This is a genomic window from Streptomyces sp. NPDC031445 (genome assembly GCF_055581365.1).
Genome location: NZ_JBVIJO010000012.1, coordinates 92,556 through 116,042 on the forward strand (window position 1 = coordinate 92,556; position 23,487 = coordinate 116,042).

The following is a 23,487-nucleotide window of genomic DNA, read 5'->3' on the forward strand; positions in this document are numbered from 1 at the left end:
CCGACGCGCAGATGCTCGTTACCAGTTCAGGCGGTGACGCACGTGTGTGTGTCCCGCGCGCTCCGGACCGGACACGAGGAAGCGACATGATCAGCAGGCGGAGACTGACCCAGGCCATGACGGCGGCGGCGACGGCGGGGGCCGCCGGTCTCGCCGGGGCCGGCCGGGCGTCGGCGGACACGGGCACGGCGGCCGCCGAGGCGTCGGCCGGACCGGCCGCACACGCTCTCGGGCCGGTGCGCACCGCCCGCACCGACGTCCTGGACATCGCCTACCACGCGGTCGGCCCGGCCCAGGGGAAGCCGGTGATCCTCCTGCACGGCTGGCCCTTCAGCCCCGTCGGCTCCTACGCCGAGGTGGCCCCCGTCCTCGCCCGGCGCGGATACCGCTGCTATATCCCCTACCTGCGCGGCCACGGAGAGACCCGGTTCCTGCGCGAGGACACCTTCCGCTCCGGTGAGCAGGCCGCCCTCGGCGCGGACCTCGTCGCCTTCATGGACGCGCTGCGCATCCCGCGGGCCCTGTACGCCGGGTATGACTGGGGCGGACGGGCCGCCGACGTGGCCGCCGCGCTGTGGCCGCGGCGCTGCACCGGCCTGGTCTGCGTGAACGGCTATCTCATCCAGAACCTCGCCGTCGCCGAGGAGCCGCTGACGCCCTCGATCGAGTCGGGCTACTGGTACTTCTTCTACTTCCTCACCGAGCGGGGGCGTAAGGGACTCCTGCGCAACCGGGAGGACCTCGCCCGCGTCGTCTGGCACCGCAACTCGCCGGCATGGCAGTTCACCGAGGCGGAGTTCGCGCAGGCGGCCGAGTTGTGGAGCAACCCCGACTACGTCGACGTGGTGATCCACAGCTACCGGCACCGCCTGGCCGCCGCGCCGGGCGACCCCCGGTACGCCGGACTGGAGCGCAGGCTGCTGGACCAGCCGGCGATCACCGTTCCCACGGTCACCCTGGACGGGCAGGCCGACGGCGTCGTCCCGGCGACCGACGGAAGCGGGTACGCCGCCCACTTCACGGGCCCCTGGACGCACCACGTGGTCCCCGGCGCCGGACACAACCTGCCCCAGGAGCGGCCCGAGGCGTTCATCGCCGCGGTGTCGGAGGCCGACGCCATGGGGTGACCGGTGACACATGCGTCACCGGCTTGACGGGTGACGGGCAGTGGGGCACGCTGGTGAGTGTCCTCGGCGGAAGTGAGGACACCATCCACGGTCGACGAAGTGGAGCACGGTCATGAACAAGGAATCCACCAGCGACGCCGCCGCCGCGGCACTGCGGCACGCCCGCTTCGGGCACCTTCCCGAGCGCATCCGCCTCGAGGACATGACCCAGGGGGTGAAGGCCGAGGAAGGCGGCGGGGCGAACGCCTCGTACAACCCCGAGGGCTCGTGGCAGTACTTCTCGTGCCTCGCGCTGGACCTGGGACTGTAGATCCGGGCCCAGCCGGCGCCCCCGCGACGGTCGGCGCGTCAGCGCGTCGCCCGCCGCGTCGGCGAGTCCGGGAGCCACCGCGGCCACCGCGACACCCCGGCGCCGCACACCCGCTCACCGCGCCCCGCCGGGCGCCACACACAGGTCCACCGCGACACCCCCGGTTCCGCACACCCAGCCCGTGTGACAGGTGACATACCGAGACGTCCAGGTCGCCAAGCGGACACACGGTACCGGACGATCCGATACGCTGTCGGGTCGTGTGTTGACACGGCGCGGACCGATGTACAGCACGGGGCAGGTCCCCTTTCATCGCAGCACTTGGAGACAGCAGCCCGATGAGCGCCCTGGACCACCAGGCCGGTTCCCCCGCAGGACCGCTGATCGGGCGGGACCGGGACCTGGAGTTCATACGGTCCCACCTCAACGGCTCCCCGGTCCACGGCGCGTCCCTGCTGCTGACGGGCGAGCCCGGCATGGGCAAGACCGCGGTCCTCGACACGGTGGCGGCCGAAGCCAGGCGCCAGGGCACCCGCGTGCTGCGGGCGAGCGGCGCGCAGTTCGAGGCGGACATCGGCTACGCCGGTCTCAACCAGCTGCTCGTGCCGCTCTTCGACTCCTTCGACCGGCTGGACAGCGGCCACCGCGACGCCCTCCGGGTGGCGGTCGGCATCGGCAGCGGCCCGCCCCCCAACCGTCTGCTGACGTCCACCGCGGCCCTGCTGCTGCTGCGCCTGACCGCCGAGGACACGCCGTTGCTGGTCGTCGTCGACGACCTGCCGTGGCTGGACCGGGCCACCTCCTCGGTCCTGGGCTTCGTGGCACGGCGGCTCATCGGCAGCCGTATCAGCTTCCTGGCGGCCTCCCGCGTCACCTCCGACAGCTTCTTCGAGTCGAGCGGCCTCACCGAACACCGGCTGCGGCCGCTGGACGAAGCGGCGTCGGCCGAGTTGCTCACCCGCACACACCCCGGGATGTCCCTCGCGGTGCGGCGCCGGGTCGTGGCCGCGGCACACGGCAACCCCCTCGCGCTGCTGGAACTGTCCGCGGCCCTGGAGGCCGAGCAGCGCGCGGCACCGACGGCGGTGCCCTCCGTGCTGCCGCTGAGCGAGCGCCTGCAGACGCTGTTCGCCGCGCGCGTGGCCCATCTGCCGCAGCCCACCCGGGAGCTGCTGCTGACAGCGGCGCTGGAAGGCACGGGCCACCTGGCCGTGATCGAGGCCGCCGGAGCCGGCCGTGCCGTGATCGACGACCTGGAACCCGCGGAACGCGACGGGCTGATCGTGATCTCCGCCCCCTCCCGGCGGCTGTCCTTCCGGCACCCGCTGATCGGATCCGCGGTGGTGGCGCAGGCGACGGCAGCGGACCGCCGCCGGGCGCACCGGGCACTCGCCGCCGTACTCACCGACCAGCCGGAACGCCGCGCCTGCCACCTCGGAGAAGCGGCCACCGGCCCGGACGAGACCGTCGCCGGCCTCCTGGAACAGGCCGCCCTGCTCCGCCTGGCACGCGGGGACGCGCTGGGCGCGGTCACGGCGCTCACCCGCGCCGCGGGGCTCAGCCCGGCACCGGCCGACGAAGGCCGCCGGCTGGCCCAGGCCGCCTACATCGGCGCCGACGCCTGCGGTGAGCTGGCGGACGCCTCACGCCTGCTGGCCGGAGCCCGGCGGGCCGATCCCGGCGCCGGGGAATCGCTGTACGCGGCGGCGACCTCCGCCCTCCTCCTGATCAACAAGGAGGGCGACATCGACACCGCGCACCGGCTGCTGGTCGGCGCGATCGAGTCGGGGGGACACGGCTGGGACGCGTCCGACGACGCCCTCGTCGAGGCCCTGTTCACCCTGACCACTCTGTGCTGGTACAGCGGCGACCCGCAGAAGTGGCGGCCCCTGTTCCGGGCGCTCGACCGGCTCGCACCCGCACCCCCCGAGCTGCTGCGGGTGTGCGCCCAGACCTTCGCGGACCCCGCTCGCACCGGGCACCGGGCACTGGAGGCGCTCGACGCACTGCTGGCGGACGTCGGCCAGGACCCGACCCGCGTCATCCGCGTCGGCACCTGCGCCGTCTACCCCGAGCGGCTGGCGGACGTGCGGGAGGCGTCCCAGCGCCTCGTCGACCAGGGCCGGGCCGGCACCGCGCCCGTGCGCCGGCACCTGGCCGCACTGCTGCACCTGTGCCTGGACCACTACCAGACGGGCCGCTGGGACGAGGCCGTACGCCTGGCCGGTGAGGGCCTCGTCCTGTGCGAGCAGCACGGCTACCGCTCCTTCGCCTGCAAACTCCAGTACGTGCAGGCGCTGGTGGCCGCGGCACGGGGCGACGCGGAGACGAGCACGGCCCTGTCCGAGGAGATCGCCGGCTGGGCCGTCCCGCGCGGGGCAAACGGTGTGCACGCCCTCGCCTTCCACACCAGGACGCTGACCGCCCTCGGATCCGGCGACTTCGAGGCCGCCTACCGGCAGGCCACCGCCCTCGGCCCGCCCGGAACCCTCGCCCCCTACCTGCCGCAGGCCCTGGCCGTCACCATGGACCTGGTGGAGGCGGCCGTCAGGACAGGGCGCCCCGCCGAGGCCGCCGCCCACGCGGCGGCCATGCGGGAGTCCGCGATGGCCGACCTGGCGCCGCGCCTCGGCGTGCTCGTGCTCGCCTGCGAGGCCCTGACCACACCCGGCGACGACGCTTTCGCCCTGTTCGACGAGGCGCTCGGCCGGGCCGAACCCGGCGCCTGGCCGTTCGACGTCGCACGGATACGCCTGTTCCACGGCGAACGCCTTCGCCGCCGGCGCTTCACCAGGGAAGCACGCGAGCAGCTGGCCCTGGCGTTGCGGACGTTCGAGGAGCTGGGCGCGGCCCCCTGGGCGTCCCGCGCCATGGCCGAACTGCGCCCCGGCGGCCAGGGCGCGTCGGCCGCCGCCCAGCCGGGGAAGGGCGCGCTGACGGCTCAGGAGTGGGAGATCGCCACACTGGCGGCGACGGGACTGACCAACAAGCAGATCGCCGAGAGGCTGTTCCTGTCGCATCGCACCATAGGCACGCACCTGTACCAGATCTACCCCAAGCTCGGCATCAGCTCCCGGGCCGCGCTGCGCGACGCCCTGGCCGCCCTCGACCTGAACGACGTCGGCTGACGTGCGCCGCACCAGGACGGCAGGGCTCACGCCGGGACGGTGAGGCGCAGGCCCAGTACGGGGAGGTCCACGTCCCCGTCCGCGTCGGTGTGCCACCGCCAGTGCGCGCCGCCGACATCGCCGTACACCAGTCCCGTCCACCCCGCGCCGCCCGGCCCGCAGAGCGCCGCGAGGTCCGCCGCCTCCCGCTCGGACGGGGTGCCCGTCACGACGACCAGGCCCCGCACCGGCCGTCGTGACGCGGCGGCGCGCACCGTTCCGCCCTCGGGCTCACCCCGGCTCGCCGGCGGTGCGGCGGGGCGCGGGACCTGGACCAGGCCGCCCGGCACCTTCAGGGGAACGCTGTCCGGACCGGCAAGCACGGTCACCGGGACGCCGGGGCGGCTCAGGGCGATCTCCGCCAGCAGGTTGCCCAGGACGTCCCCGGCCACCGACGGGTCACCGGTCACGCTGAGGACCCCGTCCAGCCGGCTGAGGTCGACGCACACCGGCTCGCCCGCGGAGTCGCAGCCCACCCGCACCAGACAGGCCTCGGTGACCGGGTCCGGCGCCGGAGCCGGGGTCCCGCCGGCGGGGCGCCGCCAGTGCGCACCGCCGGCGCGCTGCCAGGGCGGGGCGATCGTGTCGGAGGCCTCCAGCCACACCGTCGCCCCGGCCTCGTCCGCCCGCACCGCGTACACCGGCCTCTCCCGGCCCGCCGGGCCGGCGGTCACCTCGCCGAGCACGGCGTACGCGCGCCGCAGCGACGCGGTGTCGGCGGCGAGCCGCCGGCCCAGTGCCCGGCGCGCCGTCAGCCGCCGGCGCCGCCGTACCGGCGCTCCCAGCGCACGGACCGCCCGGGCCACGGCGGCGGCCGTGGCGCGTGTCCGGCCCCTGGCCACGATGGCGCCGGTGACCAGCGCGAGCAGCACGGCGCCGGCCACGGCTGTCGCCGCGGCCAGCGGAATGGTGAACACGGTCGTCGTCGTCCCGGCCCCGCCGTCCGGCGGTGGCGTGGCGGCCGTCCCGGTGCCCGGGGATGATCCCGTCGCACCCTGGCCGTCCCTGGCCAGCCGTACGTCGGGTCCCGAGGCGTCCGGCGGCAGGCGCAGGATCCAGCCCGGGTGCAGCGGCTCGTCGGGGCTGGTGAGGGCGGAGCCGTCCCGCTGGATCTGACCGCGGTTCAGCGTGAAGATGTCCCCGGACCGGGACGCGTCGCCGAGTGTGTCGGCGGCGACCGTCCGCAACGTGTCGAGCGGGGCGCCGGTCCGCGCGGGATCGGGGACGACGAACACCTTGACCAGGCCGTCGCCGTCCGCCCGGTCCGCCGCGTTCGCCGCCGAGGCCGCGCCGAGTGCGGTGCAGCAGACGATCAGCAGGAGCGTCAGGACACGCAGCACCGGGTGCGCGGCGCCGCGCCCGATGACGTGTCGCGGACCGCGTCCAGGCGGTCCGCCCGAGGTGTTGCTCATGGTGTCCACCGTGTCCCTCACTGCGTGTGCCGACCTGGGGATGCCGGCACATGTGTGCCGACGGGCATGCCGGTGTGTGCCGGTGCCTTCTGTCCTCTACACGGAACTGCTCCCCCCGAGTGTTCGAGGCGAATGTGAACTTTCGACCTCGCTGGTCCCGTGTACCAGGCGACAACCTGTTTGGGCGCCACGGCGAGGAATGTACATGGCACGTCGGTATGCGAGTCCCGAGGACTTCCGGATCGTCGGCATGGACTCGGACCCGACGCCGGGTGACCCGGACCTGATCCAGGGCGTCGTACAGCGCTACCGGGACATCGGTGACGCCGCCGAGAAGGCACTGAACGTGCTGAAGCGGGACGGCACGATCGCGCAGGGCCGGGGATCGGCGATGGACCAGCTGAAGAAGAAGATCGGCGACGATCTTCCGGACAAACTGACCAAGACGGCGACCTCGTACCACGACGCCGCCCAGGCCTACAGCGACTACGCGCCCCGGCTGCGGGAGGCGCAGGACGCCTTCGACCGGGCCGTGGACCGGGCCCGCGCCGCCGCGCCCCAGGCCGACCAGGCGCCGCAGCAGCTCGGTGAGAACCCGACGGACGAGCAGAAGGCCGAGGTCCGCAGGACCCAGGACGCCATCGACGCGGGCAAGACCGAGCTGAACGCGGCCAAAGGGCTGGCCGAGCAGGCGAAGGCGATGCGCCAGAGTGCGCAGCGGGCGTGTGCCGACGTACTGGACCGGGCGGCCAAGGAGGCCATTCCGGAGCGGAACGTCTTCCAGAAGATCGCGGACTTCTTCAAGGACTTCCCGTTCGTCCAGATCCTGCTGAGCCTGCTGGTCGCCGTGGTCTCCGTGTTCTTCCCGGTGGCCGGACTCCTGCTCGGCGGGGCGCTGTTCGTCCTCAGTCAGGTCTCCGCGATAGCCGACGGTGATTTCAGCCTCGGCGACTTCCTCACCGGCCTGCTCGGGTTCGTACCGGGCGGGGCGCTGCTGAAGGCGGGCGGCGCCGCGGTCAAGGCCGGAGCGGGTGCCGTGGCCAAGGCCTTGCCGGGTGTGGGCAAGGCGGCGGGCGGCAGCATCAAGGGCCTCAAGTCCTCCCTCGGCAGCGCCAAGACCATCGGCGCGGCGACGGGCGGCACCGGTGGCCGCGTCGTGGGGGAGGCGGCCGAGGAGTTCGGCAAGGAGGCCGGTTCCGAGGCGGCGAGCGAGGCGATCGACGGCCAACCGCTGGACGCGGGGGCCATCCTCGGCGCAGGCGCGCTCGGCGCCCTCGGTGGCGGACTGCTCGGCGCGGCCGTCCCCAAGAAGACGGCCGGTGCGCCGTCCGGCACGACGACCCGTGCCTCGGGGGCGGGCGGCGGGGCCCGCGGCGGCGGCCGGAGGCCCGGCGGCGGCCGTGGCGGCGGGGCCGCGGCGGGTCCGCCGCCCATCCCCGTGAAGACGGCCTCCACCACGAGCGGCCCGCCCCGCACCACCACGACACCGTCGGCGAGCACCGCGCCGGCGACGACCGCGCCCGCCGCCACCGCCCCGGCCACCAGCGCACCGGCGACGACCGCGCCCGCCACCACCGCCCCGGCCACCAGCGCACCGGCGACGACCGCGCCCGCCACCACCGCCCCGGCCACCAGCGCACCGGCGACGACCGCACCCGCCGCCACCGCCCCGGCCGTCACCGCGCCCGCCATCGCGCCCATCGCGCCCATCGCGCTCGGCGCGCACGAGGCGCCGCCGGGAGGCCGGGGCGGTCACACCATCGCCCGCCACGTGGGCAAGACGCTCACGGACCTCAAGGCCCGTAACATCCCCCTGGCGTCGACGTTCAACGACCTGGCCGCGGCGGAGCGGGCCACCAACGCGAACATCGCCGGCAACGCCGCCGCCGTCAGCGCGTTCACCGGCGGTGCCGGGCCGAACCGCCTTGCCATCAGCGGCCCCATGAACGCGGCCGACGGAGTGGTGTTCAAGCGCGCCACCAACACGACCGTGCCCCCGGGGACGGTCACCACCGTTCTCCAGCGAAGCAAGAACCCGCCCGGGTTCACCATCGTCACCTCATTTCCGGGACCCTGAACATGCACACCCAGATCACCTACCTGGCCAGTTCCTACTTCCACCAGGACTACGACCTGGAGGCGGACAGCCCCCTCGGGGTCGTCGAGCTGTACCGGGAGTCCGAGGACCCCGCGACGGCCCAGGCCCTGGCCGCCGAGATCACCGCCCTCCTCGCGTCCCCGGACACCACCGAGGACCGCCTCGCCGAGATCTGGCTCGACGAGGCGCAGTCCGCCTACGACCCGCGCCAGGACGGCGTCTCCGTACGGGACTGGCTCAGCCGGGTCGCCGGCGCGCTGTCCTGACCCACCGACCCCCACGACAAGCACCACGAGCGTCAACAGGAAAAGGAGCACCACCATGCCCAGCTACAGCGTCAACTCCGACGAGACCAGCAGCACCTCCCAGGCCCTGCTCAACGACTTCGCGCAACTCCAGGACAAGCTCACCGAGGTCAAGGGCAAGATCTCCAACCTGCTCGCCAACGGCTACAGCACGCCCGCCGCCCAGCAGAAGTTCTCCCCCTTCTTCGACGAGTTCGCCAAGGGCTTCGACCAGGTCAACCAGGGCCTCCAGGGGATCGGCCAGTACGTGCGGTCCGTCGGCGAGGCCTTCTCACAGACCGACGACCAGCTCGGTTCGAACCTCGGCTGACCCGCGCGCACCCGACACCAGGGAGACGACGAAGCAGTGCGACTGACCGTCAGCGTCCGAGACGCCCAGGCACCGGGTACCTCCACCACGGTCGCCGTCGACACCGAGCCCTCCGCACCCGTGGGCCGGTTCGCGGCCGAACTGGCACGCGCCGTGGGGGGTACGGCGTCCGCCGAGCCGGTGCTCTACCTCGGCTCCGAGCCCGTCGACCCGCGGTTGTCGATCCAGGCGGCCGGGGTGCGCGACGGCATGGACCTCGGGCTCGGCGGCCCCCTGCCGAGCCGGGCCGAGCCCGAGGGCCGTACCGAGGTCCGGGTGGTGTCGGGGCCCGGGGCGGGAACGGTCTTCCGTCTCGTGCCCGGCGAGTACGACATCGGCAGCGCACCCACCTGCCGCGTCCGGCTGGCCGGAGCCGCGCCCGCCCTCGCCGCCCGGGTCCGGGTCCGGGCCGACGGGAACGCCGAACTGCCGGTGACGGGCACGGCACTGCTGGACGGGAAGAGTGCCGGGGCCGGGTCGGCGTGGCGGGCGGGCAGCCTGCTCGCCGTCGGCGACATCCTGCTGGAGCTGACCTCGCGCCGCACCAACCGGGCGCCGCTGACCCCGGCGCAGGACGGCCTGGGCCTGGAGTTCAACCGGCCGCCGCGGTTCCTGCCGCCGGCCGCGGGCGCCCGGTTCCGGCTTCCCGCACCGCCGGTCAAACCGGACAAGCGGCCGATCCCGCTGCTGCCGGTCCTGCTGCTGCCCGCCGCGAGCGCCGTCGTCACCATCCTCGTCACCCACCGCTGGACCTTCGTCTTCATCGCCCTGCTCTCGCCCCTCGCCGCACTGGTCACCCGGTTCGGCAGCCGCAAGCAGGCCATGGTCGCGTACCTGGAGAAGAAGGAGGAGTACGAGGCGACCCTGGCCCGGGTGCGCGCCGACATCGACGCCGCGGTCCTGGAGGAACAGCACAACCTGCGGCTGTCCCTGCCGGACCCGGCCGCCCTCCTGCAGATGGCGGTCCAGCCTTCCGACCGGCTGTGGGAGCGCCGATGGCAGGACCCCGACTTCCTGTCCGTGCGCGTCGGCACCACCGACCTGCCCTCCTCGCTGGGCGTGGACGACCCCACCCAGGACGAGCACCGGCGCACCACCGTGCCGGTACTGGACCAGGTGCCCGTCGCCGTGCCCCTGCGCGAGGCCGGGGTCGCCGGCGTGGCCGGACCGGGCGCCGCCGGGCTGGCGGGCTGGCTCACCGCCCAGGCCGCCGCCCTGCACAGCCCCGCCGACCTGCGGATCGTCGTACTCGCCGGTCCGGACGGCGAGCACGCCTGGAACTGGACCCGCTGGCTGCCCCACACCCAGCCGCGGGGCGAGGACACCTACGCGCTGGTGGGCAGCACGGCGGAGTCACTGGCCCGGCGCATCGGCGAACTCGGCCAGACCGTCGCGGCCCGCGCCGCCGCCGGACCCGGCCTCCAGCGGGGCGGCGCGAACGGCCACCCCGACATCCTCGTCGTCCTCGAACAGGCCCGCCGGGCGCGCTCGCTGCCCGGGGTGATCGGCCTGCTGCGCGACGGACCGGCGGTGGGGGTGCACACCCTCTGCGTCGACCGGGAGGAACGGCTGCTGCCGGAGGAGTGCGGCGCCGTCGTCGTCACCGAGGGCACCGTCGCCACGGTCCGCGCGGGCCGCGGCGCGACGGTGGAACAGGTGCGCGTCGACTCGCCGGAGCACACCTGGTACGAGCACTTCGCGCGCGCCCTCGCCCCGCTGCGCGGCGTCGGCGACAGCGACGAGAGCGCGCTGCCCGGCTCCGTGCGCCTGCTGGACCTGCTGCGGATCGAGCCGCCCACCGCCGAGGCGCTGGCGGCCGGCTGGGCACTGGGCGGCCGCAGCACCCGGGCCGTGCTCGGAGTCGGCTACGACGGCGAGTTCGCCGTCGACCTGGTCCGCGACGGCCCGCACGCGCTCATCGCCGGCACCACCGGCTCCGGCAAGTCCGAGCTGCTCCAGACCCTCGTCGCCACCCTCGCCGTGGTCAACCGGCCCGACGAGATGACGTTCGTGCTGATCGACTACAAGGGCGGCAGCGCCTTCGCCGAGTGCGCCGAACTGCCGCACACCGTGGGCCTGGTCACCGACCTCGACACCCACCTGGTGGAACGCGCCCTGGTGTCCCTGGGCGCCGAGCTGCGCCGCCGGGAGGCGCAGCTCGCGCGGGCCGGCGCCAAGGACCTGGAGGACTACCTCGACAAGCGCTCGCGCGGCGGTGACGTACTGCCGCCGCTGCCCCGGCTGCTGCTGGTCGTGGACGAGTTCGCGTCCATGGTCCGGGAACTGCCCGACTTCATCTCCGGCCTGGTCAACATCGCCCAGCGCGGCCGGTCGCTCGGCATCCACATGGTCCTGGCGACCCAGCGCCCCGGCGGCGCGGTCACCCCGGACATCCGCGCCAACACCAACCTGCGCATCGCGCTGCGCACCACCGACACCACCGAGAGCCGGGACATCATCGACGCCCCCGACTCCGGCGAGATCTCCCCGGCCAACCCCGGCCGCGCCTACGCCCGGCTGGGCCCGTCGGCGCTGCTGCCGTTCCAGTCCGGCCGGGTCGGCGGCCGGCGGCCGGGCGGCGCGGCCGCCGAGGGCACCCGGACACCGGTCACGGCCCACACGGTGTCGTGGCCGCAGCTCGGCGGCCCGCTGCCCGCCGGCCGCTCGCGCGGCGCCTCGGGCCTGTCGGGCCTTGAGGCCGTCACCGACCTCGCCGTCCTGGTGGAGGCGCTGGCCGGTGCGGCGCGGCGCGCCGGGGTGCCGCCGCAGCCCAGCCCCTGGCTGCCGCCGCTGCCCGGCCTGCTCGTCTGGACGCCGCCGGCCGCCCCCGCGCCCCCCGCCGAACGGCGGGCCGCACTGCCCGCGGTGGCGTACGGCATGGCCGACCTGCCCGCCCGGCAGAGCCGCGAGCCGCTGCTCCTCGACCTTCAGCGGACCGGCCACCTGCACATCATCGGCTCGCCACGCAGCGGACGCTCCCAGACCCTGCGCACCATGGCCGCGGCGCTGGCCCGGGCACACGGCGCCGACGACGTGCACCTCTACGGCATCGACTGCGGCAACGGCGCCCTGAACGCGCTGACCGCGCTGCCCCACTGCGGCGCGGTCGTCGACCGCAACCAGACCGAGCGCCTGGGCCGCCTGCTGGACCGGCTGAACGCCGAACTCACCTCCCGCCAGGCGGTCCTGGGCGCCCGGGGCACCGCCGACCTGGCCGAGTTGCGCGCGGCACAGAACCCGGGCGAGCGGCTCGCGCACATCGTCCTCATGGTCGACCGGTTCGAGGTCTTCGACCGCGAGTTCACCTCGTTCGACAACGGCAGCTACATGGAGCGCATGCTCCGCCTGCTGCGCGACGGCGCGGGCGCCGGCATCCACGTCGTGCTCGCCGGCGACCGGGTCCTGGCCGGCGGCCGGTTCTCCGGCACGACGGAGGAGAAGATCGCCCTCCGGCTCAACGACCGCCAGGACTACTCCAGCGTCGGCATCCCCGCCAAGTCCGCCCCGGGCGACCCGGCCCCGGGACGCGGCATCCGCACCCAGGACCTGAGCGAGGCGCAGATCGCGGTCCTCGGCGAGGACCTGGCGGGCACCGCGCAGGCCGAGATCCTGGCCGGGCTGGGACGGGAGCTGACCGAGCGCGAGTCGGCGGTGCCCGCCGCCCGCCGGCCGATCCGGCTGGACGTGCTGCCGGACCGGATCGGCTACGCCGACGCCCTCGCCCTGCACACCCACGGCGGGCCGATGCGGCCGATGGTCGCCGTCGGCGGCGACACCCTGACCTCCCTGGGACCCGACCTGGCGGACGTGCCCACCTTCGTCATCGCCGGGCCGCCGCGCACCGGCCGCAGCACCGCCCTGCTCACCGCGGCCCACTCGCTGCTGGCCGCCGGTACCGGTCTGATCGTGCTGGCGCCGCGCCGCTCGCCCCTGCGCACGCTGCGGGACCGGCCCGGGGTGGCCGCCGTCATCACCGACGCGGAGGTGACGGTCGGCGAGTTCCGGGAGGCGCTGGGGGACGTTCCGGAGGAGCACGGGGTGATCGTCGTGGACGACGCGGAACTCTTCATGGGCGCCGAGATCGACTCCGACCTGGCCCTGCTCGCCCGGGGCGGCGCCGGGACCGGCTGGGGCCTGCTGGCGGCCGGCAACGCCGAGTCGCTGTCGCTGAGCCTGGCCGGCTGGATGGGGCAGGTCAAGCGGAACCGCACCGGCATGCTGCTCTCCCCGCAGGGGCTCGCCGACGGCGAGGTCGTCGGGGTGAAGCTGACCCGGGGCGTCGTGGGGCAGGCGCCCCGGCCCGGCCGGGGCCTGCTGCACCTGGGCGACGGCACGCTCAGCACCGTCCAGGTGCCGTTCACCGACCCACAGCCGTGAGGCGCACCCTTGCGCGCGCGCCGCTTGCCGGGGGCGGGTATGTCGGTGTGCGAGACGTTTCCGGGGCGGACTGCTGGTGTGCGGTTTGCCCCCCCCGGGGGCAGGTACGTCGGTGCGTGCGCTGCGCCCGGGGCGGGCGCGTTGGTGCGCGGGTTGCTTGCCGGGGGCGGGTATGTCGGTGGGCGAGACGTTTCCAAGGCGGCTCACCGGTGTGCGGGTCGTCCCCTGGGGGCGGGTACGTCGGTTGGCGGGCCGCGCCCGGGGCGGGGGCGTTGGTGCGCGGGTTGCTTGCCGGGGGCGGGTATGTCGGTGGGCGAGACGTTTCCGGGGCGGGCTCACCGGTGTGCGGTTTGCCTACGTGGGCGGGTATATCGGTGGGCGAGACGTCTCCTGGGCGGGCTCACCGGTGTGCGAGTTGCCCCCGGAGGCGGGTACGTCGGTTCGCGAGCCGCGGCCCGAGGCGGACTCGCCGGTGCGCAGGTCCTCCCCTGGAGGCGGGTACGTCGGTGCGCGAGCCGCGGCTCGAGGCGGACGCCTTGGTGTGTGAGCCGTGCCCGAGTCGGGACACCTTGGTGTGCGAGCCGTGTCCGAGGCGGACACCTTGGTGTGCGAGCCGTGCCCGAGGCGGACTCACCGGCGTGCGAGTCGCCCCCCGGCGGATACGTCGGTGTGTGAGCCGTGTCCGAGGCGGACGCCTTGGTGTGCGAGCCGTGCCCGAGGTGGACTCACCGGCGTGCGAGTCGCCCCCCGGCGGATACGTCGGTGTGTGAGCCGTGCCCGAGTCGGACACCTTGGTGTGCGAGCCGTGTCCGAGGCGGACTCGCCGGTGCGTGAGTCGCCCCCCGTCGGATACGTCGGTGCGCCAGCCGTGTCCGAGGCGGACGCCTTGGTGTGCGAGCCGCCCAGCGGAGACGAACCCACTGCTGCGCGAGCCGCCCCCCTCGGACGCCAGGACCGGCGGACCGCCGGTCCGCTAGCGCGTGACCCTCTCCCCGGACGGGCCGACGGCGAACCACTTGCCGTCGAGTCCCTGGCCGTTCAGGTCGCCCGGACCGCTGTCGCCCGCGAAGCGGTAGACGGGCAGCCCGCCCACGGTCACCTGGACCTGCCCGTCCGTCCGGCGGATCGCGCCGACGGCCTTCGGGTCCACGCCCGCCAGGTAGACGTTCCCGCCCTCCTGGACGGTCACCGGCGGCCACTTCTGGGCGCAGGCGCCCTCACAGGCGGATCGCGAGGGGTCGGCGCCGTCGTCGTCGAAGCGGTACAGCGCCGCCTGGTTGATGTTGATCAGGTGCGGCCCCGACAGCTGTGGCGACGTCACCGCCGACAACTGCACCCACCTGGGCGGCGCCTCCTGCGGGGCCGCGCCGACGACCGTGCCGCCGTTGCCGGTCAGACCGGCCTGCCGCGCGGTGGAGCCGACCACCTCCAGCGCGGCGTTCCCGGTGCTGGGCGGGGGACTCGTGGCCGGGGCGGAGGACACCGGGGACGGGGCCGGTTCGCTGCCGCCGATCTGGATCGTCTTGCCGCAGGCGGACAGACCGCCCACCGCACCGAGGACGAGGGCCGAGGCGACCGCGGCCCGGCGCAGCCGACGGGACGCGGCGGGGCCTGGCCGCACGGGAAGGGAAGAGGACCTCATGCCTGCAACACGAGCGGGGCGGGCGCAAGAGTTCATCCCGGACATCCCCGTATGGGGGCCTTTGCCGTAACCGGGTGAACGATTCACCGGCCGACGTACGTGTGTCATTCGGGGGTTCGTCCACACCGCGCGCGAAACGAGGGGACCGGGATGGCTTCGGACGTCAACATACCCGGCAGCGAACTGCAGGAGGCCCAGGACATGCTGGGCTTCGTGCACGACTACATCGACATCGGGCACCACACCTTCGACTTCGACGCGGCGTTCGGCCCCGAGCTGTCGCACGGCTCCGCCCGGAACTTCGAGAAGCGCTGGACGGACGGCAAGCACCAGTTGCAGAAGCAGGTGAAGGGGATCAGGGACGCCATCGGCGACATCCTCGACTCCTTCGAGAAGACCGACCAGGACGCCGCGTCGAACCTCGACGACGGCTCCGGTGCGAGGTGACCGGTCCCCGATGAGCAGCGCACGGCACTTCCTGCTGGACATCCCCGACCTGTGGGACCAGGCCGACCTCAGCGGCGAGGAACTCGCCCGGACCCGGGCGAGGGCCCTCGCGACGACCGACGACCCGCGCCGGCGAGCCCGGATCAACGACATGTTCCGCCAGGGCCGCGAGGTGACCCGGGCGGCCCGCAGGCACGGAGCCCTGCTGGCCGCGGGCACCGCCACGCTCTACACCGACGGCCTCTTCATGGCCTACGGCATGGTGTTCGCCGTCACCACCCCGGCGGGCCAGGAGCTGACGCTGCCGGTGCTCTCCGCGCAGCTCGGCGTGCACACGGCGACGGGTGCCGCCCCCAGGGACCGGGTCATCACCTCGGTCGACCTCCCCCACGTGGGGAAGGCGGCCCGGGTCACCGGCACCGAGACCACCCGGCTGACCGGTGACATCGACGTCAGACTGCTGACGATGCACACCATGGTGCCCGTGCCCGGCAGCGCGGACGACTTCCTCGTGGTCACCCTCGCCAGCCCCAACCTGCCGCTGAAGGAGGAGGTGTACGACCTCTTCGACGCCATCACGAGCACCTTCCGCTTCGTCACGGCCGACGGCCGGCAGGCCGGGGGGCGGGGGACACCGCGCTGACGTCCGGAACACCTACGCCGCCACATCACACTTGACGTGCATATGTTCCACCATAGGATGTGTGTCGGTGCAAACCGCAGGGCGGCTCGCGCGGGCTCGTTCCGCCTGGTTGCCACGCGTTGAACACACGTGAGGGACCACTCAGCGAGGAGCGAGCTTTGCCCGAGAACAACCAGAGGCCGTTGACCACGGCCGCCGGCGCACCGGTTCCCGACAACCAGAACTCCCTGACGTCCGGGCCGCGTGGCCCGATGCTCCTCCAGGACGTGTGGTTCCTGGAGAAGCTCGCCCACTTCGACCGCGAGGTGATTCCCGAGCGCCGGATGCACGCCAAGGGCTCGGGCGCGTTCGGGACCTTCACGGTGACCCACGACATCACGCGCTACACGAGCGCGAAGATCTTCTCGGAAGTCGGCAGGACGACCGAGCTGTTCGCCCGCTTCTCCACCGTCGCGGGCGAGCGCGGCGCGGCCGACGCCGAGCGCGACATCCGCGGCTTCGCCCTCAAGTTCTACACGGACGAGGGCAACTGGGACCTGGTCGGGAACAACACCCCGGTGTTCTTCTTCCGCGACCCGCTGAAGTTCCCCGACCTCAACCACGCGGTGAAGCGCGACCCGCGCACCAACCTCCGGGACCCCGAGAACAACTGGGACTTCTGGACGCACCTCCCCGAAGCCCTGCACCAGGTCACCATCGTGATGTCCGACCGGGGCATCCCCGCCTCCTACCGGCACATGCACGGTTTCGGATCGCACACCTACAGCCTGGTCAACGCCGACGGCGAGCGGTTCTGGGTCAAGTTCCACCACCGCACCCAGCAGGGCATCAGGAACCTCACCGACGCCGAGGCCGAGGCCCTCATCGGCAAGGACCGCGAGTCCCACCAGCGTGACCTCTTCGACGCGATCGAGCGGGGCGACTTCCCCAAGTGGAAGCTGTTCATCCAGGTCATGCCGGAGGCCGACGCGGAGAGCTACCGCTTCCACCCCTTCGACCTCACCAAGGTCTGGTCGAAGAAGGACTACCCGTTGATCGAGGTCGGTGAGTGGGAGCTCAACCGCAACCCCGACAACTACTTCGCGGACGTCGAGCAGGCCGCTTTCAGCCCCGCGAACGTGGTTCCCGGCATCGGTTTCTCCCCCGACCGGATGCTGCAGGGCCGTCTCTTCTCCTACGGCGACGCCCAGCGCTACCGCCTCGGCGTGAACCACCACCAGATCCCCGTCAACGCCCCGAAGAACCCGGCGAACAGCTACCACCGCGACGGCGGCATGCGCGTCGACGGCAACCAGGGGGCGACGCCGGGCATCGAGCCCAACTCCTACGGGCGCTGGCAGGAACAGCCCGCCTACCGTGAGCCGAGCCAGACCGTGGGCGCCGTCGCCGACCGGTTCGACTTCCGCGCGGACGACGACAACTACTTCGAGCAGCCCGGCGACCTGTTCCGCCTGATGAGCCCCGAACAGCGGCAGGCCCTCTTCGAGAACACGGCCCGTGCGATCAACGGCGCGTCCCAGCGCACCGTCGAACGGCACATCGCCCACTGCACCCAGGCCGACCCGGCCTACGGCGAGGGTGTCCGCAAGGCCATCGAGGCCCTGGCCGCCGGCGACCTCTGACACCCCGCCCCGCACGGCATCCGCGAGACACCCGCCCGGCCCGGCGCGAGCACGGAACACGCTCGCGCCGGGCCGGCCCGTGAACGGAACCGCTGTGACCGCACGACCCGGAGAAGAGGCACATGACCAGCGGCGGACTGACCGCTGAGCAGACGCGACGCGTCATGGCCATCGCCATGGACCTGGCCCGGCAGGGCAGCACCGGACCACTGGTGGAGTTCGTGGAGCACGGGCTCCCGGTGGACACCTCCGACGCGGCCGGCAACACCCTCCTGATGCTCGCCGCGTATCACGGCCACGCCGACACCGTACGGGCCCTGATCGCGCTCGGCGCCGACCCCGACCTGCGCAACGCCCGCGACCAGTCACCCATCGCCGGTGCCCTGTTCAAGGGCGCGGACGACGTCGTGGCCGTGCTGTGGCAGGCCGGCGCGGACCTGGACTCCGGCACGCCGACCGCACGGGCGGCCGCCGCCCTGTTCGGCCGCGCCCACCTGCTGGCGGACTGACGGCCCCCCGCCCCGGTGGGTCGCACCACCGGGGCGGGGGGCCGTGGCACAGCGACCACCGGGCAGGGTGTTACGCGCTGACCACCCGGTAGCTCAGCATCGCCCAGGGCAGGTTCTGCTGGGCCAGCGAGCCGGTGCCCCAGGGGTACCGGGCGGTGCAGTCGGGCCCGGAGTAGAGCAGGACGGCCGCGGAGCCGGAAACGACCTGCGTCGAAAGGGCCGGCTGCGACAACGTGTGACACGTGCCGACGTCGTTCAGGTCGACCGTGGTCACCGTCCCCGTGCCGTCGGGACCCGAGTAGAGGTACGCCCCTTCCTGCAGAGGGGGCCAGCCGGCCGCGTGCGCCGCTCCGGTGCTGAAGCCGATCAGAGCCGCGGTCACGGCCGCGGCGACCGCCGCGCCGCGGACTCTCGCCTTGGGGCTGAACATGCCACCAACCTCTCCGTGTCGTGGCGACATCGTCGGAACGTGTCACCAGACTCTCTGGTTCACATGCAGGGACACGAGAATCTTGCAGCTTCAACCATGCGAGCGAAAGAGCGGAACTGGCCACACGCCACATGACGTGTGTCGCAGAACCGACACATCATCACCCGGCCGTCCGTACGAGTCGTTCAGAAACCCGGCCGGGTCAGGCCGGTGCGTTTGACGGTGGCCAGGACCGGTGTGGTGTCGACGGAGGTGATCTGCCTCATGGCTCCTATGGTGTCGGTCAGGAAGCGGTAGAGCGCGTCCAGGTCGGTGGTGGTGACCATGACCAGGAGGTTGGCGGGTCCGGTGGTCGCGGCGGTGAAGCGCACGGCGGGTTCGCGGCTGAGCCGTTCGCCGGCGGCCTGGAGGGCGCTGGGCTCGACGGACAGCCACAGTTGGGCCTTGGTGCGCAGTCCGAGCAGGGCCAGGTCGGTCTCGGTGACCAGCCGTACCGTGCCGTCGTGCAGCAGTGCCTCCAGGCGGCGCCGGGCGGTGCGCGGTGTGGTGCCGGTCCGCTCGGCGAGCGTGGCGTAGTCGGCGCGGGCGTTCTCGGTCAGGGCCTGGATCAGTGCCAGGTCCGCGGCGGGCAGCGGGGCCGCCGGCGGGGAGCTCAGCGGGAACGGCCGTACTCCGAGGCGCGCGGCCTCTTCGTCGTCCAGCAGCCGGGCACCCCAGTTGAGCGAGGCGGGGAAGACCCGCAGCAGGGTGTGGGAGGTCCAGCCGTGGACGGCGTCGGTGGCCGGCAGGTCGCGCAGCATGAGGCGGTTGCGTGCCTCGGGGCCGTCCAGGAACAGGATGGTGCTGATCTCGTCGCCGCCGCCGAGGATGTCGACCCACAGGGTGTCGGCGCGGCGCGCCAAGGTGGAGGCGACCGTCCGGATGCGCTCGGGACGGCAGCGGATGCGCAGGGCCATGGGCACCAGGTGGGGGAAGCGGATCGGATTGCGCTCGACGGTGGCGCGCAGCGTGCCGTCGGCGTACAGCGGACCGACGCGGCGGACCACGGTGCGTTCGGACAGTCCCAGGCACGCGGCGACGGCCCGCCAGGAGGCGCGTGGTGAAGCGATCAGCGCGGCGGCGATCCGCTGATCGGTCTCGTCCAGGCTTTGTCGCACAATCAGCACTTTAGCCCGTTCGTCTGGCGCACAGCAGGATTTTCGGCAGTCATTTCTGGCGTGGTACCGGCGGGGTGTCGAGGATGGATCACGCGGCGGCCGACGGGCCGGCGCACCATCCACCATCCGTCCACGGCGGCACACCCGGGACGGCCCGAACCGCGGAGGAAACCCCCGTGACACCCCTCAACGTCCTCGCCCTGTCGGGGAGCCTGCGCCGCGGCTCCCTGAACACCACCCTGCTGCGGGAGGCCGAACGCCTGTGCCCGCAGCACCACTTCGACCACTACGACGGGCTCGGCCGGCTGCCCCACTTCAACGAGGACCAGGAACACCCGGCGCCGTCCGAGGTCGTCGAGCTGCGCCGGCGCGTCCGGGAGGCGGACGCGGTGCTGATCGCCTCGCCCGAATACAACGCCTCGATGCCCGGGGCGCTGAAGAACGCCCTCGACTGGCTGTCCCGCCCGGCCGGCGACGACGGACCGGCGCTCGCGCTGAAGCCGGTCGCCGTCATCGGGGCCTCTCCCGGTCCTTTCGGCACCGTCCGGGCCCAGCTGGCCCTGCGCCAGGTGCTGCACAAGATGAACGCCCACGTCGTGCAGCAACCCGAGTTCCTGCTGTTCCAGGCGCACCAGCAGCTCGGTGCCGACGGCCGCCTCCCGGACGGCTCCCCGGCCCGGCAGCTGCTGTGCGCGGTGCTCGACGCCCTCGCCCGGCTCGCCGCCGGCGAGCGGCAGCAGGTCCCGGCGGGCGCAGCCGTCCGCTGACCGCGGCGACCCGCAGAAGGAGGGGAGACGACATGAACATCGGAACGCTGAACCGGCAGTCCGCCGTCCGGTCGATCGTACTGGGTGACGTACGTCTGACGTATGTCGTGGACGGTGCGATGGCCATGCTGCCGTCGGGTTTCTTCCCTGGTTTCGCCGCGGACTACTGGGACGCCCGTCCGGAGCTGCTCGACGAGGAGGGCCGGGTGCCCATGTCGGCGGGCGGCCTGCTGGTCGAACGCGACGGCCGCCGCCTGCTGATCGACGCCGGAATGGGGCCCGTGCGCGGGCCGGTCCACGTCTCCGGCGAACTGGTGGGACACAGCGACTGCGGTGCGCTGCCCCGGGTGCTCGCCGCGCTGGGGCACACGCCCGAGGACATCGAGGCGGTGGCCTTCACCCACCTGCACGTCGATCACACCGGCTGGGCGTTCACACCGGAGAAGACGTTCCCGAAGGCCCGCTACCTCGTCGCCGACCGGGAATGGGCCCCGCACGGCTGTGGCACGGCTGTCCCGGGCGCTCCGGCAGCGGACGTCCTCGCACTCCTGCGCGCGGCCCACACGTCCGTCGCCGACGGCGAGGAGATCTTTCCCGGTGTGCGCGCGCTCATCACTCCGGGCCATTCCCCGGGACACACCTCGTACGTCATATCCGCCGGGAGCGAGCGGCTGATCGTGCTCGGGGACGTGTTCCACACGCCGGCGCAGCTGGCCCACCCCGAGTGGCCCTCGCGGCCGGACGTGGACCAGGGCGGGGTGGTGGCCGCACGAAGGCGCCTCGCGGCGGAACTCGGGCGGCCGGGAACGCTCGGCTTCGCGTTCCACTTCGGCGACCAGGTGTTCGGACACCTGAGCGGCACCGACTGGACACCGGTCCCCGCTCCGGCGCTCCTGCCGACACCGAGGACGTTCTGACCGCAATCACCACCTTGACTGGTGATGCATGGCCCTGCCATGATTGCGTCACCACCCCAACCGGTGACAGGACAGGTGTCCGGCCGGAGGTGCCCGCACACCACTCGTTCCAGATCGGGAGCAGCAGCCATGGCAGTCAGCTACACCGCCGTCGTCGACGTCGACGGAGAGGGCCGCAACGGCGGCCACGTCCGCTCCTCCGACGGCCTGCTCCAGACCAGCCTCGCCCTGCCCAGCGAACTGGGCGGCGCCGGCACCGCGACCAACCCCGAACAGCTCCTGGCCGCCGGCTGGGCGGCCTGCTTCCTCGGCGCCCTGCGCCGCGCCGCCACCACCCGCAAGATCCGCCTGACCAGCACCACCATCACCGCCGAGATCACCCTCACCCACGGCGACGACGGCGAGTTCACCCTCTCCGCCGTCCTCAACCCCGTCCTCGGCGGCGTCGACCAGAACACGGCCGAGGAACTCGCCCACGCCGCCCACCAGATCTGCCCGTACTCCAAGGCCACCCGCGACAACATCCCCGTCACCATCAACACCACCGCCGCCGCCTGACACCCACACACCCACCAGACCGCGGGTCCCGTGCCCCTTCCCCCGGCACGGGACCCGCACCCCCCTTCACACCCACAGCCCCGACCGGACAGCGAGGGCAGGACATGACGGCCATGGCACACACCGACCTACGGCACACCGGCCACCTCCGTGCCCTCCTCCGTCGTGCCGCCGCCGCTCCCGGCGAGCGGCCGGCCCCGGCGGCACCGGGCTCCGCCGGGCCGACCGGGACCCAGGTGTGGAACTGGACGGAGAGCGTCGTGCTCACGGGATGCGGCCCCGGGCCGTCCAGCCTCCTCTGACAGCGCGCGGCGCCCGCCCCGCGGAACAGCGAAGGCCGGTCCGGTACGCGAGGTACCGGACCGGCCCGAGGCGCGGACCGGGCGGCCGGGCCGGAGGGGACGGGGCGTCACACGTCCCCGGCCGGTCCGGCGCCCGTGCCATGCCGTGAAGGTCAGCGGTGCCAGGAGTGGCGCGGGAGCGCGGCTCCGACGGCCGAGGCCATCACACGCTCACCCGTGGCGTTCGGGTGCACCGGCGCCGCCGGAGTCTCGGGGGCGAAGGTCTCGATCCATCGCTCGCCGGCCGGCGCGCACAGGTCGTGGCCGACGGTGGGCGTGTACGTGTTCACGTACCGCGCCCCGCTCCTGCGGGCCTGGCGGGCCAGCATCGCGTTGAGTTCCTTCTCCTTGTCGCGGAGCCAGGCGAAGTCACCCATGGCGAGCGGCACGGTCTTGCTGGTGCAGCCCACGCCGTCGTCGGGGAAGAGGTCGGGGTAGCCGACCACCAGGACCCTGGCGTGCGGCGCACGCTCGTGGATGCCGCGCAGCACCTGGGCGACCTCGGGCCCGGTGTGGGCGATCGCGTCCGAGATCCGGTCCGCCCCGGTGCCCGCGAAGTGGGTCCGGCAGGGGGCGCCGGCCGGATCGGCCGCCGTCAGCTGGGCGCAGGTGCCCAGGACGGTCGAGAAGCCGATGTCGTTGCCACCGACCGTCACGGTGACCAGGTCGGTCCCGCGGTGGACGGCGTCGAGCTGGGCCGGCACACCGTCGGCCCGGGGCGCCGTCATGTCGGCGGTGGTGGCACCCGAGCAGCTGACGTCGGTCAGCGTGGCGCTCTTGGACTGCGCGACCAGCGAGGGGTAGTTCTGGCTGGAGCGCAGGCAGGTGGCGTCGACCTGGGTGGGCACGAGCGGCGCGGAGGCGTACGAGTCGCCGAGAGCGACGTAGTCCGCCTCGCCCCGGCCCGCCGTCACCGTGCTTGCGGCGGCCGTCCCGGCGGGGGCGAGGGCGGCCCCGGCGGAGAGCAGTACCGCACCCACCGTGAGCGCGCGTCCCGCGCGGGTGGTGGGAAACAGTTTCCTCAAGGTCTGTCCTTCCGTGATCGGTGGAGGGTCTCTGCCCGGGGCGGTCCCCGGGCGAGCACCCACCCTTCACACGTATCGGAAGGGGCCCTGGTGTCGTGTGCTTCGGTAACGAATTGGGCAATGCGGTACGGCGCCGGCACACCTCGTCCGGCCGGCGCGCGGAGAACTCGGGCGAGGACAGGGGAAGCGCGGCCGGGCAGACGCGGCCGGGCCGTACGAGGGGTTCGACCCGTCCCGCGAGCGCGGCGGTGCCCGGCTGGTGGACAGCCTGCCCGCGGGACGGG

General features: G+C 73.5%; 19 protein-coding genes. 14 read left to right on the forward strand and 5 right to left on the reverse strand.

Annotated elements, in window-relative coordinates; all coding sequences use genetic code 11:
• Positions 1–86: 86 nt before the first annotated feature.
• The 3 genes from ACZ5DC_RS28555 to ACZ5DC_RS28565 all read left to right on the forward strand — a co-directional run bounded on the left by ACZ5DC_RS28555 (position 87) and on the right by ACZ5DC_RS28565 (position 4,565).
• Positions 87–1,127: an alpha/beta fold hydrolase gene (locus tag ACZ5DC_RS28555; protein ID WP_468657337.1), complete on the forward strand. Its 1,041-nt coding sequence runs from the start codon at positions 87–89 to the stop codon at positions 1,125–1,127.
• Between the two features lie 112 nt (positions 1,128–1,239).
• Positions 1,240–1,437 carry a hypothetical protein gene (locus ACZ5DC_RS28560; RefSeq protein ID WP_366753266.1) on the forward strand — a complete coding sequence of 66 codons (198 nt, stop codon included), beginning with the start codon at positions 1,240–1,242 and terminating at the stop codon, positions 1,435–1,437.
• A 338-nt stretch (positions 1,438–1,775) separates the two neighbouring features.
• A complete protein-coding gene (locus ACZ5DC_RS28565; RefSeq protein ID WP_468657339.1) occupies positions 1,776–4,565 on the forward strand; it encodes a helix-turn-helix transcriptional regulator in 2,790 nt (929 codons plus the stop codon).
• A 26-nt stretch (positions 4,566–4,591) separates the two neighbouring features.
• Here the strand turns inward: ACZ5DC_RS28565 and ACZ5DC_RS28570 are convergent, their stop codons facing one another.
• The gene (locus tag ACZ5DC_RS28570) at positions 4,592–6,016 is read right to left on the reverse strand and encodes a hypothetical protein (RefSeq protein WP_468657341.1); all 1,425 of its coding nucleotides are present in this window, start codon (positions 6,014–6,016) and stop codon (positions 4,592–4,594) included.
• A gap of 205 nt (positions 6,017–6,221) precedes the next feature.
• Between ACZ5DC_RS28570 and ACZ5DC_RS28575 the strand changes: the two genes are divergently transcribed.
• From ACZ5DC_RS28575 to ACZ5DC_RS28590, 4 genes are read left to right on the forward strand one after another with little or no spacing between them, the layout of a single operon-like run.
• Positions 6,222–8,093 carry an RNase A-like domain-containing protein gene (locus ACZ5DC_RS28575; protein WP_468657343.1) on the forward strand — a complete coding sequence of 624 codons (1,872 nt, stop codon included), beginning with the start codon at positions 6,222–6,224 and terminating at the stop codon, positions 8,091–8,093.
• A gap of 2 nt (positions 8,094–8,095) precedes the next feature.
• On the forward strand, positions 8,096–8,380 hold the full coding sequence (locus tag ACZ5DC_RS28580) for a contact-dependent growth inhibition system immunity protein (RefSeq protein ID WP_468657345.1): 285 nt from the start codon (positions 8,096–8,098) through the stop codon (positions 8,378–8,380).
• A 55-nt stretch (positions 8,381–8,435) separates the two neighbouring features.
• Complete coding sequence (locus ACZ5DC_RS28585; RefSeq protein WP_030646291.1) at positions 8,436–8,729, forward strand: WXG100 family type VII secretion target; 294 nt, start codon at positions 8,436–8,438, stop codon at positions 8,727–8,729.
• Between the two features lie 36 nt (positions 8,730–8,765).
• A complete protein-coding gene (locus tag ACZ5DC_RS28590; RefSeq protein ID WP_468657347.1) occupies positions 8,766–13,145 on the forward strand; it encodes an FtsK/SpoIIIE domain-containing protein in 4,380 nt (1,459 codons plus the stop codon).
• 973 nt (positions 13,146–14,118) lie between these two features.
• Here ACZ5DC_RS28590 and ACZ5DC_RS28595 read toward each other — a convergent pair.
• Positions 14,119–14,787 carry a hypothetical protein gene (locus ACZ5DC_RS28595; protein ID WP_468657349.1) on the reverse strand — a complete coding sequence of 223 codons (669 nt, stop codon included), beginning with the start codon at positions 14,785–14,787 and terminating at the stop codon, positions 14,119–14,121.
• 150 nt (positions 14,788–14,937) lie between these two features.
• Here ACZ5DC_RS28595 and ACZ5DC_RS28600 point away from each other — a divergent pair, with 150 nt between their 5' ends.
• From ACZ5DC_RS28600 to ACZ5DC_RS28615, 4 genes are all read left to right on the forward strand, one after another.
• Positions 14,938–15,234, forward strand: coding sequence for a hypothetical protein (locus ACZ5DC_RS28600; RefSeq protein WP_468657351.1), 297 nt, complete (start codon positions 14,938–14,940; stop codon positions 15,232–15,234).
• Positions 15,235–15,244: 10 nt separating this feature from the next.
• On the forward strand, positions 15,245–15,877 hold the full coding sequence (locus tag ACZ5DC_RS28605; RefSeq protein ID WP_468657353.1) for a hypothetical protein: 633 nt from the start codon (positions 15,245–15,247) through the stop codon (positions 15,875–15,877).
• 158 nt (positions 15,878–16,035) lie between these two features.
• Positions 16,036–17,499, forward strand: coding sequence for a catalase (locus ACZ5DC_RS28610; RefSeq protein WP_468657355.1), 1,464 nt, complete (start codon positions 16,036–16,038; stop codon positions 17,497–17,499).
• A gap of 122 nt (positions 17,500–17,621) precedes the next feature.
• Positions 17,622–18,008 carry an ankyrin repeat domain-containing protein gene (locus tag ACZ5DC_RS28615; RefSeq protein ID WP_468657357.1) on the forward strand — a complete coding sequence of 129 codons (387 nt, stop codon included), beginning with the start codon at positions 17,622–17,624 and terminating at the stop codon, positions 18,006–18,008.
• 70 nt (positions 18,009–18,078) lie between these two features.
• On the opposite strand, the gene ACZ5DC_RS28620 is transcribed toward ACZ5DC_RS28615, so the two are convergent.
• Both ACZ5DC_RS28620 and ACZ5DC_RS28625 read right to left on the reverse strand, forming a co-directional pair.
• Positions 18,079–18,438, reverse strand: a complete 360-nt coding sequence (locus ACZ5DC_RS28620; RefSeq protein WP_468657359.1) for a hypothetical protein — start codon at positions 18,436–18,438, stop codon at positions 18,079–18,081.
• 185 nt (positions 18,439–18,623) lie between these two features.
• Positions 18,624–19,595, reverse strand: coding sequence for an Lrp/AsnC family transcriptional regulator (locus tag ACZ5DC_RS28625; RefSeq protein WP_468657361.1), 972 nt, complete (start codon positions 19,593–19,595; stop codon positions 18,624–18,626).
• A 176-nt stretch (positions 19,596–19,771) separates the two neighbouring features.
• Here ACZ5DC_RS28625 and ACZ5DC_RS28630 point away from each other — a divergent pair, with 176 nt between their 5' ends.
• From ACZ5DC_RS28630 to ACZ5DC_RS28640, 3 genes are all read left to right on the forward strand, one after another.
• Positions 19,772–20,362, forward strand: a complete 591-nt coding sequence (locus ACZ5DC_RS28630) for an NADPH-dependent FMN reductase (RefSeq protein ID WP_468657363.1) — start codon at positions 19,772–19,774, stop codon at positions 20,360–20,362.
• Positions 20,363–20,394: 32 nt separating this feature from the next.
• Positions 20,395–21,279, forward strand: a complete 885-nt coding sequence (locus tag ACZ5DC_RS28635; RefSeq protein ID WP_468657365.1) for an MBL fold metallo-hydrolase — start codon at positions 20,395–20,397, stop codon at positions 21,277–21,279.
• 129 nt (positions 21,280–21,408) lie between these two features.
• Positions 21,409–21,837: an organic hydroperoxide resistance protein gene (locus ACZ5DC_RS28640; protein ID WP_468657367.1), complete on the forward strand. Its 429-nt coding sequence runs from the start codon at positions 21,409–21,411 to the stop codon at positions 21,835–21,837.
• A gap of 454 nt (positions 21,838–22,291) precedes the next feature.
• Here ACZ5DC_RS28640 and ACZ5DC_RS28645 read toward each other — a convergent pair whose 3' ends face one another.
• The gene (locus ACZ5DC_RS28645) at positions 22,292–23,158 is read right to left on the reverse strand and encodes an SGNH/GDSL hydrolase family protein (protein ID WP_468657674.1); all 867 of its coding nucleotides are present in this window, start codon (positions 23,156–23,158) and stop codon (positions 22,292–22,294) included.
• Positions 23,159–23,487 lie beyond the last annotated feature (329 nt).